General features: G+C 61.0%; 11 protein-coding genes and 1 pseudogene. 9 read left to right on the forward strand and 3 right to left on the reverse strand.

The window, feature by feature from the left end; translation table 11 throughout:
* Positions 1-10 precede the first annotated feature (10 nt).
* Entirely contained in the window at positions 11-187 is a 177-nt protein-coding gene (locus BA011_RS44475) for a CopG family transcriptional regulator (RefSeq protein ID WP_186806566.1), read from the reverse strand.
* A 198-nt stretch (positions 188-385) separates the two neighbouring features.
* Here BA011_RS44475 and BA011_RS27770 point away from each other — a divergent pair, with 198 nt between their 5' ends.
* From BA011_RS27770 to BA011_RS27780, 3 genes and pseudogenes are all read left to right on the forward strand, one after another.
* On the forward strand, positions 386-1,114 hold the full coding sequence (locus BA011_RS27770) for a FadR/GntR family transcriptional regulator (protein WP_065283173.1): 729 nt from the start codon (positions 386-388) through the stop codon (positions 1,112-1,114).
* 193 nt (positions 1,115-1,307) lie between these two features.
* Positions 1,308-1,886: an isochorismatase family protein gene (locus BA011_RS27775; protein WP_186806567.1), complete on the forward strand. Its 579-nt coding sequence runs from the start codon at positions 1,308-1,310 to the stop codon at positions 1,884-1,886.
* Positions 1,883-2,893: pseudogene (locus BA011_RS27780) on the forward strand (GlxA family transcriptional regulator). Before BA011_RS27775 ends, BA011_RS27780 begins: the two are co-directional and overlap by 4 nt.
* On the opposite strand, the gene BA011_RS27785 reads toward BA011_RS27780, so the two are convergent.
* Together BA011_RS27785 and BA011_RS27790 are read right to left on the reverse strand one after the other, a co-directional pair.
* Positions 2,888-3,715 carry a carbohydrate-binding protein gene (locus tag BA011_RS27785; protein WP_065283175.1) on the reverse strand — a complete coding sequence of 276 codons (828 nt, stop codon included), beginning with the start codon at positions 3,713-3,715 and terminating at the stop codon, positions 2,888-2,890. The pseudogene BA011_RS27780 and the gene BA011_RS27785 sit on opposite strands and share 6 nt — an antisense overlap.
* A 98-nt stretch (positions 3,716-3,813) precedes the next feature.
* A complete protein-coding gene (locus BA011_RS27790; RefSeq protein ID WP_065283176.1) occupies positions 3,814-5,610 on the reverse strand; it encodes a heparinase II/III domain-containing protein in 1,797 nt (598 codons plus the stop codon).
* 132 nt (positions 5,611-5,742) lie between these two features.
* On the opposite strand from BA011_RS27790, the gene BA011_RS27795 reads away from it, so the two are divergent.
* From BA011_RS27795 to BA011_RS27820, 6 genes are read left to right on the forward strand one after another with little or no spacing between them, the layout of a single operon-like run.
* Positions 5,743-6,729: a carbohydrate ABC transporter permease gene (locus tag BA011_RS27795; protein ID WP_186806568.1), complete on the forward strand. Its 987-nt coding sequence runs from the start codon at positions 5,743-5,745 to the stop codon at positions 6,727-6,729.
* Entirely contained in the window at positions 6,726-7,562 is an 837-nt protein-coding gene (locus tag BA011_RS27800; protein WP_011649417.1) for a carbohydrate ABC transporter permease, read from the forward strand. The genes BA011_RS27795 and BA011_RS27800 overlap by 4 nt, the downstream gene beginning before the upstream one ends.
* Positions 7,563-7,566: 4 nt before the next feature.
* A complete protein-coding gene (locus BA011_RS27805; protein ID WP_065283177.1) occupies positions 7,567-8,739 on the forward strand; it encodes a glycoside hydrolase family 88 protein in 1,173 nt (390 codons plus the stop codon).
* 15 nt (positions 8,740-8,754) lie between these two features.
* Positions 8,755-9,864: an ABC transporter ATP-binding protein gene (locus tag BA011_RS27810; protein WP_065283178.1), complete on the forward strand. Its 1,110-nt coding sequence runs from the start codon at positions 8,755-8,757 to the stop codon at positions 9,862-9,864.
* 20 nt (positions 9,865-9,884) lie between these two features.
* Positions 9,885-10,610: a YesL family protein gene (locus BA011_RS27815; RefSeq protein ID WP_065283179.1), complete on the forward strand. Its 726-nt coding sequence runs from the start codon at positions 9,885-9,887 to the stop codon at positions 10,608-10,610.
* Positions 10,611-10,650: 40 nt separating this feature from the next.
* Entirely contained in the window at positions 10,651-11,925 is a 1,275-nt protein-coding gene (locus tag BA011_RS27820) for an ABC transporter substrate-binding protein (RefSeq protein ID WP_065283180.1), read from the forward strand.
* Positions 11,926-11,980 lie beyond the last annotated feature (55 nt).

Consider the following 11,980-nt stretch of genomic DNA (forward strand, 5'->3'; position numbering starts at 1 on the left):
CTGAATTCCATCACCGAGGCAACGAAACCGGCCTGTCGCCGTCGAGGCTATCGGCCCAGGCCTGGACCGACCGGTGATCGACGGCATTGCCCTCATCCACGTCGGCCAGCGCCTCCAGCGTCAAACGCCGGCGCTTATCTTGCGCAAGCGGCAGTGGAACTTGTGCGGTCGGCACATCGGTCTTCATCGAAGCTTACTCGTCAATCGTCGCCCGATCATAGCTACCGACACTCGTCATATGCAAACCAAGCAAGAAACAAGTGGCCGCGTGTCCATCCATTGAAAGATGTTTAGATTTGTCATACATGTGTGATGAATCGTGAATTCTGAATGCTGAGGGTTTGGGCAGCATTCGATCAAAGCCGATGCGGGGGTTGGCGTGGCTATGCAGATGAAGGATCGCAGCAAAGGCTCCGGGTCGCTGGTCTCACAGGTCGGCGAAAGTCTTCGGCAAGCCATATTGAGCGGCCAATATTCTGCCGGTGACAAGCTTCCGAGTGAACACGAGTTGACCGAAACACATGGCGTCAGCCGCACGGTCGTGCGCGAGGCCGTGGCCGCACTTCGCTCCGACGGGATTGTCGAGGTGCGCCAGGGAGCGGGGATCTTCGTGCTCGGCGCCGATCCGGCTCTCTCCGCGCGGAAAGTCGACAAAGCCCGCGTCGCCTCCGATCTTGAAGTACTCGAGATCAGAACGCCTGTCGAAATCGAAGCGGCGGGCCTCGCGGCCCTACGCCGCTCGCCGGCGCAGGAGGAGGCGATATTCGAATGTCACCGGAAAATCCTCCAATGCATCGAGAGTGATCAATCCATTCGCGATGCGGATCTGGAACTCCATGCCGCAATCGCCGAAGCCACGAACAATCCACTGTTCAGGCAGTTCCTGGAGTCCCAGGGGTCGGCGATCATCCCGCAGTCGAGGCTCGTACCGGAATCGAGAACAGCCGAACAGACCGCCTACCGAAAGCTGATCCACAGGGAGCACGAGGCAATCGTCGTCGCCATCTCGGACAGGGATGATCAGGCCGCCCGCAATGCCATGCGCGACCATCTGGTCGGCAGCCAGGCTAGGTACCGCAACCTGCTAAGAGATTTGCGAAGCTTTACGAGCTGACATCTGATCCGGAATTGCGTGGAAGTCGGACCGATTATGTGAGCACGGCTGGCAGGCGACGGATGTGGCCCGAGGCTCTTGGCGCAAGGCCGCCGCTCAGGGTGACTATTGGCGCGAATTGTCCGTTATTTGTCCGGCGCGCGCATTTTCCCCTGTCTTCAAATCGCCGAATATGACTTCATGATCAACCTGCATGGAGCAAAAAATGTCCGGCCATGATACTGTCCTTTTCGTTATCGACGCCCAGGAGTCCTTCAGACACCGCGATTACTGGGATGAAAACCTCGCTTCCGCCTATATCGATCGTCAGCAAGCTTTGATCGACGGTGCGGAAGCCGATGGAATACCCATCATCCAGATCTTCCATGTCGATGAAAACGGGCCGTTTTCGGAAGCATCCGGGTTCGTCAGCACACTCGCCCCGCTCAGGATCGCGCCCAAGGCGACATTCAGGAAGAACCGTCATAGCGCCTTGGTCGGTTCGGGTCTGGACGTGTGGCTGACCGAGAACGGCGTCCGTCGTATCCTCGTCTCCGGAATCCGCACCGAACAGTGCTGCGAGACCACGACCCGCCATGCCTCGGATCTCGGCTATCAAGTCGACTATGTCGGCGAAGCGACCCTAACCTTCCCGATGACCGACGCCGCAGGACGCGCCTGGAGCGCCAAGGAAATCCGGGATCGAACCGAGCTGGTCCTGTCGGGCCGTTTCGCTCGAATCGCGACCGTCGAACAGGCTTTGGGGGGGCGTGGAAAGTCACTCGCCGCATGACCGACGCCGCGCAGCCCTTCGATATTCCGGTCTTCGTCGTCGTGCCGCCGCGCGTGCTGCTGCTCGACGTGGCCGGCCCGATCGAAGTGCTGCGCAAGGCGAACCTCGAACAGCGCACGGTCCGCTTTTCCGTCACCTATATCGGCCCATCGCCGACGGTCGGCAGCTCGATCGGCCTTGCCGTTACGGGCGTCGCCGCGCTACCCGAGCGCTTGCCCGATGCCGCGCTTGTCGTCATTGCCGGCAGCGCCGATGCCCCGATGTAAAATAACCGCCCGTGGGACGAACAGGAGCGCGCCGACCAGGCTGCCATCGTCGCATGGCTGAAGCGCGCCATTCGCCCGGGAATTCGTCTGGTCTCGATCTGCTCGGGCGCATTGCTCGCTGCCGAGGCAGGCATGCTCGACGGCCGCGATTGCACCACCCACCACGCCTGCATAGAGGATCTGGCAAGGCTCGCCCCAACCGCGCGCGTCCGGGACAACAGGCTCTATGTCGAGGATGGAGATCGCCTCACGAGCGCCGGCATCACCGCCGGCATAGACCTCATGCTGCATATCGTTGCCGAAGCAGCAGGGCACGCGTGTGCACTTGCGGTGGCGCGATATCTAGTCTTCTATCTCAGGCGCGGCGGCTCGGATCCGCAGCTTTCGCCCTGGCTTGAAGGTCGCAACCATATCCACCCGGTCATTCACCGTGCACAGGATGCCGTGGCCGCCAACCCGTCTTAGGACTGGTCGGTGGCGTCGCTCGCCCGCCTCAGCGGCGCCAGCTCGCGCAACCTTTCACGGCTGTTCAACGAGCAGACGGGCATGAGCGTGACGGATTTCGTCAACCTTATGCGCGTGGCTCTTGCCCGCGAGATGCTCGCCGGTTCACGGCTGGACATGGAGGCCGTCGCGATGCGCGCCGGCTTCGGCTCGGCACGGCAGCTCCGCCGCGCCTGGAACCGTCTGAACGACGGCCCGCCGAGGTCGGCACGCCCGAGGCTGCTTACAGGCTCATAGCGCAATCGGAAGGGCGGACGGATTGAGCCCGGTCTTCGGCACCTCGGTTCCCCAGATTTCGATCTGGGTCAGCGCCGGATAGGGCGAGGCGTCCTCGGCCTTGATCAGGCCGTGCAGTTCCACCCATTCGATGATGCAGGGCTCTATGGGAAAGGCCTGGGCGGTGCCTGTTTTCACCAGCGGAAAGCAGGAGGTCTTGCCGTTCGAGAAAGTGACGCTGGCCTCCTCCCACCAGGAATCGTGCGGGAAGTCGGCCCGGAGATAGAAAACGATCTCGTCGATCCTGACCGGCCTGCCGAATTCCACCGTCAGTGCTGCTTGCGGATCGCGATTGATGCCCCAGCTCGTATAGGGCCAGAAGCCGTGATCGTCATTGGCCTTTTCGCCGTCGATCGCGTTGCGCGCGGCAAACACCGCTTCGCCGCGGGTCTCGACATTGGCGCGCGCATGCGGAAACAGAGCCCGATTGGCGTGATCGTCCCAGGGGTTCAGGGCGAGATTGCGCCGGTGAATGATCTCGTCCGGCCGCGTGCTTCGCGCTGAGAGCCGGTGGATATCGCCCCTGAAGGCATTCGGCGAATAGGGCTTGCGCTTGTCGCCGAAGGGCACGGCGAGTAAATAGGCGCATTCCTTCATATAGACCAGGCCGGGCTGGATCGCGCCATCAAGGGAGAGGAAGACATGCCCGGGCTCGGAGACCTCCACGATCACGCGATCGCCTTCGCGATAGCTATGGCGATAGACCAGGAACGTCTCGTCCCGGCCTGTGGAACGCACCAGCACCGCCCCATCGGCATCCACGATCTTCAGCGTCAATTCCATGTTCGCCCTCCCCAGAGCATCGGCGACCTCATGCTCTAACTCTTTAATTTAGAACAGGATTCAGACTTTAGGCCGACCCGGCTTAAAATCATCCTGTTCTACACGATCCGCAATCTCAGGAGCCTGTCGGCAAACCTCACGCGCAGCCGGTAGATTTTCTCGGGCCAGGCCGATCTCAGCCGGGCGTCCTCCACGACGATCTCGTCGATTTCGATCTCGCCGGCGCCATCGACGAAAATGCTGCCGAGATCTGCCAGATCGATCCTGTCCGGACTGACGGCCGGCGCCAGGCATGTCATCAGCGACAGGACCGCCGGCTTGCCGCCGTCAAAGGTATCGACGATCTCGACATGGCGGCCGCGAAGCAGGGAAACGACGCGGCGGTAGCTGTGCAACTGCGCTTCGGGGGGGTAGGCGCCCGAAATATCGAGCGATATGTGCGCGCTCCCTTCGTCAAACCCGATCTCGACGTCGCGCGCGCCAAAGGCTTCGCCGGCGGACTGCATGACACCGGCGAATGTCGGCAGGTTGTGGAACGCCGACTGCATCATCCATATCTCGTAGCGTCGCGCCGAAAAGGTCTTTGCGGTATAGGTCTCGACCCCGACATCGATCAGGAACGGACGTCCGTTCTTGTAAAGCGTGACACTTCCGACATCGTTGTGATTGTGGCCCTCACCATTGTTGCCGCCCTTGACGGCAAGCGAAAACTGCTCGTCGCGGGCGATGAACAGGCCGATGCCGGGATAGAAGATATCGCGCTGGGATGCAGGACGCGGCTCGGCGGCAGCGGGAAGCGTCGGGCCGACCAGCAGCTCCTGCACGCGATACCAAAGGTTCCATTCCCCAGGCAGGTGCGGATTGTCGGACGCGGCTCTGTCGGATGCAGCGAACTCAGCCAGCATCTCAGAGCCGACCGCCTGTCCGAACAGGTATTCCCGCGCGCTGCAGGGTTCGACCGCCGCGGAAGAATCCGCGAAATTGAAATAGTGGCGGCCGGCCACATGCATGTGAGCGATATATTCGGCCATATTGCGGATCTTCGGCAGTTGCCAAAATCGGCCGAACAGGCCCGGCGCCACCCTATCCAGGATGGTCAAAGCACCATGCAGGCAGAGTGCGGCGTGGCGGTAATAGAGCACGCCCTCCTCGCAGGCGCCGTCCTCGGCGTAGTCCTTCAAGAAGGCGTCGAGGCTGCCGAGCGCCTTTTTGACGACGGCGTGACGCGCGGGCTGATCGGTTTTCAGGGAGAAGACCGTCAACAGGACGTTCTGGCTGATCCATGCCGTCCAGTTGTTCATCCGCTCTTCGCCGCGGCCCATCCACCAGAAATGGCGGCCGAGATAGGGCGAGAGGATGCGGATCTCGATCTCGCGCTCTACGCGTGCCGTGATCTCGGGGCTGATGCCATCGAGCTCGTCGCGAAGCAATGCGACGACGGTGGCAAGCAGAGCGGCCGTCTCGGCGGCGAAGAGATCGACGACCGGCTGCGAATTGTCGGGAAGCGGCAAGCGCGCGCCGCTTCGTTCATAGGCGTTATGCGCCGGCAGCTGCCAACCGCTCTCCTCCACGATCAGGAAGATGCCGTCGACGATCTTCGGCAGGAACCGCGCCTCGCCTTCGATGAGTTCGCCGAGCACCAGATCGTTGAGCATCCGGCGCCGCGTGAAATATAGCTCCTCGAAGCGCGCGCGATTGCCGGTTTCGGTGAACTCCCGGTAATCCGACGCCGTGATCAGCGGAAAGGTGCGCGCAAGCGTCTCTTCGGCCTCGCCAATGACCAGCTCCCGTACCACCTGCGGCACGGAGTTCCATCTAGGGCGATCGGAGCCCACCGCCCCGGGCGTGAAATCGCCCAGCACATCCGGCAGCTCCTTTGAAATCTCGCTGAACATGTCCCTCCCCGCATTGGAAAAGCATCGATGAGCGCTTGGTCTTTCATGCTCACCTATCATATGTGTTTTGTGCTTTCCATGAAATTCGTATGACCTATTCAGAACTTGTTTGACCAATACCGGATATGTGCTATGTGGTTGCGGGAGGAAGAGGAGGCATCGGTGTCCATATCGAATTCGGTCATCGCGACGGATGGCGCTCCGGCAATCTCAAGCCGAAAAGTCGCGGTCTTGTCCAAGCGCCAGCGCAAGATACGCAGCGCGCTCGTCGCCTATTCCTTCATTGCCCCGAATTTCATCGGCTTTGCCGTCTTCACGCTCGGCCCGATCCTGTTCGCCTTCGCGCTCGCCTTCATGCATTGGGACGGCTCGAATGCGATCACATTCGCCGGGCTGGACAATTTCTGGCGGCTCTTCGAGGACAGGGCCTTTATCGCGGCGTTCTGGAACACGGTCATCTATACGGTCGCCTCCGTGCCTGCGACGCTCATCTGCGCGCTCGGCCTCGCCGTTCTCCTCAATCAGAAGATCGCCGGGCGCGATTTCTTCCGCACGGCGATGTTCTTCCCCTATGTCGCTTCGCTGGTGGCCGTCGCAGTCGTCTGGAACATGATCTTCAATCCCGAGATGGGACCGGTGAACATGATCCTCTACACGCTCGGCCTCGACCCGAAGAACATGCCGGGATGGGCGGCCGATCGCCACTGGGCGATGGTGACGGTGATCCTCTTCGGCATCTGGAAGAATATGGGCTATTACATGGTCATCTACCTGGCCGGCCTGCAGGGCATTAATTCGGAGCTCTATGAGGCCGCCGATCTCGATGGCGCCAATTCCTGGCAGAAGTTCATCCATGTCACCGTGCCGCAGCTCGGGCCGACGACCTTCTTCGTCACTGTGATGCTGACGATCCAGTCCTTCAAGGTGTTCGACCAGATCTACATGATCACCCAGGGCGGGCCTGGCACCTCGACGCTCGTTCTCGTCTACCACATCTACAACGAGGCCTTCATTTCCTGGGATCTCGGCTATTCGAGCATGGTTTCGCTCGTGCTATTCTTCCTCGTGCTTGCCGTCACCGTCTTCCAGTTCCGGCGCCAGAGGGAGGACGAGGCATGAGGATCGCAGGACGCAAGGTGACCGTCAGATCGGTCGCGATCTACGCCATCGTCATCGCCGTCACGCTCATCATGCTGATGCCCTTTGCCTGGATGCTTTCGGCATCGCTGAAGCTCAGCCGCGACGTCTTCGCCTTCCCGATCGAGTGGATACCGTCCGAGCCGCAATGGCAGAACTACGTGGATATCTGGACGAAGATCCCGCTTGCGCTGTTCATCTACAACACGTCGAAGCTGACGATCATCGTCACGCTGCTGCAGCTTTTGACCTCCAGCTTTGCTGCCTACGCCTTCGCCAAGCTGAATTTCCCCTACAAGAACACCCTGTTCCTCGGCTACATCGCCACCATCGCCATGCCCTGGCAGGTCTATATGGTGCCGCAATTCCTGCTGATGCGCGAATTCGGCCTCAACAACACCCATCTGGCGCTGATCTGCCTGCAGGCCTTCACCGCCTTCGGCGTCTTCCTAATGCGGCAGTTCTACATGTCGATCCCGACCGAGCTCTGCGAGGCGGCCCGCATCGACGGTATGAACGAGTACCAGATCTGGGCGCGCATCATGCTGCCGCTGTCCAAACCGGCGCTCTCGACGCTGACGATCTTCACCTTCGTCACCACCTGGAACGATTTTCTCGGGCCGATGATCTACCTGACCAAGACCGAGCTGAAGACCGTCCAGATCGGCCTGCGCATGTTCATCTCGCAATATTCGGCCGAATACGGGCTCATCATGGCGGCTTCCGTCGTCGCCCTCATTCCGGTTCTCGTCGTCTTCCTCTCTCTCCAGCGTTTCTTCGTCGAGGGCATCGCCTCGACGGGACTGAAGGGTTAAAACCATGAACGCCGTCTCGTCCGTCGCCCCGCAGCCGATCACCGATCCGGAGGTCAAAGCTGCGCTCGATCTTGCCGTCGAGCAGATCAGGCGCAACCTGCCCCAGTTCACCCATGCCTCGCAGAACCATTCGAGCGTCGGAAATTTCTATCCCGCGGTGGAGAACGACCAATGGACCGCAGGTTTCTGGCCCGGTGAGCTGTGGCTCGCTTTCGAGCACAGCGGCGAGGCGGTTTTCCGGGATGCCGCGCAGGTCCAGGTCCAGTCGTTCCTGCATCGGATCGTGAACCGCATCGAGACGGATCATCACGACATGGGCTTTCTCTATTCGCCCTCCTGCATCGCCGCCTGGAAGCTCGTTGGAGACGAGGATGGCCGCAAGGCCGCCATCCTTGCCGCCGACCAATTGATCGAAAGATTCCAGCCCGTCGGCCAGTTCATCCAGGCCTGGGGCCGCAAGGGGGTGGCGGAAGAATACCGCTACATCATCGATTGCCTGTTGAACCTGCCGCTTCTCTACTGGGCGAGCCGCGAGACCGGCGATCCGAAATACCGCGAGATCGCGCTCATTCACGCCCGCACCACGCTCGCCAATTCGGTGCGGCCGGACGATTCCACCTATCACACCTTCTACATGGACCCGGTCACGGGCGCGCCGGTGCGCGGCGCGACCAAACAGGGCTATCGGGACGACAGCGCCTGGGCGCGCGGGCAGGCCTGGGGCATCGCGGGAATGGCGCTCTCCTACCGCTACGAGCGGATGGAGGAATACCGCCAGACCTTCGACCGGCTGCTCGCCTTCTATCTCAACCGGCTGCCGGCCGACATGGTGCCCTATTGGGACCTCGTCTTTTCGGATGGCGACGGCGAGCCGCGCGACAGTTCGTCGGCATCCATCACCGCCTGCGGCCTTCTGGAAATGGCAGATCTCGTCGAGCCGGAACCGGCAGCACGCTATCGCACCCTGGCGCGCCGCATGATGAAGAGCCTAGCGGATCATTATGCGGTCAAGGATCCCACCGTCTCCAACGGTCTGGTGCTGCACGCCACCTATTCGAAGAAATCGCCGTTCAACACCTGCCGCGGCGAGGGTGTCGATGAATGCGTCTCCTGGGGAGATTATTATTACATGGAAGCTTTGACGCGCCTTTCGCGCAGCTGGTCTTCCTATTGGTGAATTCAGGGGAACCCGATGGCCAGCATTTCGCTTAAAGAGCTGAACAAGAGCTACGGTGCGCTCACCGTCGTCCACGACATCGACCTCGAGATCGCAGACAAGGAATTCATCATTCTGGTCGGCCCGTCGGGCTGCGGCAAATCGACGACGCTACGGATGATCGCCGGCCTCGAGGAAATATCGGGAGGAGAGCTCAGGATCGGCGGCGACGTCATGAACGACGTCCCGTCCAAGGATCGGGATATCGCCATGGTCTTCCAGAACTATGCGCTCTATCCGCATATGACCGTCTACAAGAACATGGCTTTCGGCCTGCAGCTCAGGAAGGTATCGCGCGACTTCATCGATGCGCAGGTGCAGGATGCCGCAAGGATCCTCGACATCTCTCATCTGCTGAACCGCAAGCCGAAGGCGCTTTCGGGCGGGCAGCGGCAGCGCGTCGCGCTCGGCCGCGCCATGGTGCGCAATCCGGCCGTCTTCCTTCTCGACGAGCCGCTTTCCAATCTCGACGCCAAGCTGCGCGGCACGATGCGCTCCGAAATCACCAAGCTGCACAAGCGTCTCAATGCCACCTTCATCTATGTCACCCACGACCAGGTCGAGGCCATGACCATGGCGGACCGGATCGTCGTCATGAAGGACGGGCATATCCAGCAGGTCGATACGCCGCAGAACCTTTATGACCGCCCCGTCAATATGTTCGTTGCCGGTTTCATCGGCGCACCGCAGATGAACATGCTGCCCTCGACCATTCTGCGACGGGGCGATGACTACATCGCCGTCTTCGACGGCCGGGAACTGCCGCTGCCTGCCCATTTCGACAAGGCCAGGATCTCCCCCTACGAGGGCCGCGAACTGGTGCTCGGCATCCGTCCGGAGAATTTTCACGAATTGCCGCCGGCCGACATCGCACCGGAGAACCTGGCGCCCCTCAAGGCGGTCGTGGAACTTGCCGAACCGATGGGCTCGGAAGTGCACCTGAACATGGTGGCGGGCGGGCGCAATCTGATCGCCCGCGTCTCGCCGCGCTACCGGCCCGATATCGGCGATGAGGCGACGCTGGTCGCCGATATGACCAATGCGCAGCTGTTCGACAAGGAAACGGAACGCTCGATTCTATACTGAGGCGCCTGCGGGAGACGGCTATGCAGTGGTTGCGGGACATGTGGACGAGGGAGGGGCCGGGCATTCCGAAGGATGCGCCGAAGAAGAACGGTCTTGCCCTGTTCGCCGAGATCCTCGTCCGCGAATGGTGGGAGATGGTCAAGCTGAACATCCTCTTCATCCTGGCTGGCCTCTTCGTCGTGACGCTGCCGGCAGCGCTCGCCGCCATGGCCCGGGTCTCGGTGGCCTTGGTGGAAGATCGCAACACCTATCTGCTGCGGGACTTCACGGAAGCCTTTCTGCGCTACTTCTGGCGCGCCACCGCCTGGGGTCTGGCGTTGTGCGGCGCGCTCGCAATCGGCCTCTATGCGATCGTCACCTATGCCGCAGGCGCACGCGACAACCTGTTGCTGAGCGCACTGCTGACGATCGCGCTCGTCGCCACCGCTTTCATTGCGGTTCTCGCCTGCCATCTCTTCGTTTTGATGGTAATGCGCGATCTGCCGGCTCTGAGATTGCTGCGCCTCGCCGCGCTCGCCTCCGTCATCCGTCCGCTCCCGGCGCTTGCCGCGCTCGCCTTCGCCGCCGGTCTCTGGCTGGCGCATATCCTCTTCTATCCGGTTTCGGTGTTCATGCCGGCAACCTTCAATTTTTCACTCGGAATGTTCGCCGTCGCATTCGGCGTCCATCGGGCGGCGGTGATGGTTCTAGACCTGCCAACCGCAACGCAGCCGCACCGCGAACCGCATAGACGAGACGCTTTATAAAACAACTGATCCAGAGATGATCCAGGGAAGGAGAACGGGAATGTATTTGGATAAATTTGGGAGGACGATGAAACTTGCCTTGGCGGGTTTCACCTTGGCCGCGACGACGGCCGGCGCAGCGCTTGCTCAGGACGCCGTGACGCTCAAATGGGCTTTGTGGGACTGGGACAAGACCGCCTATTACAAGCCGCTGATCGAGGCCTATCAGGCCAAGCACCCCAACGTGAAGTTCGAGCCGATGGATCTCGGCTCGCAGGACTATCAGCAGATGATCTCGACCCAGCTGACCGGCGGCTCCAAGGACATCGACATCGTCACCGTCAAGGACGTGCCGGGCTACACCAACCTGGTGCGCGCCGGCAACATCGCCGATCTCAGCGGCTTCGTGAAGGATCAGAAGATCGACCCGGCTCCCTATGGCGGCCTGATCGAGGAGCTGACCATCGATGGCAAGATCTACTCCCTGCCGTTCCGCTCCGACTTCTGGGTCGTCTATTACAACAAGGATATATTCGACAAGGCAGGCGTCCCCTACCCCACCAATGACATGACCTGGGCGCAGTTCGACGAGACCGCCGAGAAGCTTTCGGGCGGCATGGGCACCAACAAGACCTACGGCGCGCTTCTGCACACCTGGCGGTCAACCGTTCAGCTGCCCGCCATCCTCGACGGAAAACACACGCTTGTTGACGGCGACTACGGCTTCCTGAAGCCCTGGTACGAGAGAGCGCTGACCCTGCAGAAGGATGGCGCGATTCCTTCTTATGCTTTCCTGAAGACGTCGAACACACATTATTCGGCGCTCTTCTTCAATGGCACGATCGGCATGCTGCCGATGGGAACCTGGTTCGTCGGCACCCAGATCACCAAGGTGAAATCGGGTGAATCGAAGAGCAAGAACTGGGGCATCGTCAAGTTCCCGCATCCCGACGGTGTGGCAACCGGTACGACCGCTGCGCAGATCTCGGGCCTGGCGGTCAACGCCAACTCCGTTCACAAGGATGCCGCGCTCGATTTCATCAAGTTCGTCACCGGTCCTGAGGGCGCGGCAGTCATCGCGACGACGGGCACCTTCCCTGCGCTCAAGACGGATGACGTCAACGCCAAGATCGCTGCAACACCCGGTTTTCCCGAGGATGCGGCCAGCAAGGAGGCACTGAAGCCGTCGAAAACCTATCTGGAGATGGCAGTCAACCCGAACGCCGCCAAGATCGAGGTCGTGCTCAACCGTGCGCATGACGCGATCATGACCGACAGCACCTCCGTCGATGACGGGCTGAAGGAGATGACCGAAGGCGTGAAGGCCATCAAGTAAGCCTCAAGAAATGTCGACGGCCGCGGGCAATATCTGCTCGCGGCCGACCCTGTTT

Source organism: Rhizobium leguminosarum (assembly GCF_001679785.1).
In the GTDB taxonomy this organism is placed as follows: Bacteria; Pseudomonadota; Alphaproteobacteria; order Rhizobiales; family Rhizobiaceae; genus Rhizobium; species Rhizobium leguminosarum_R.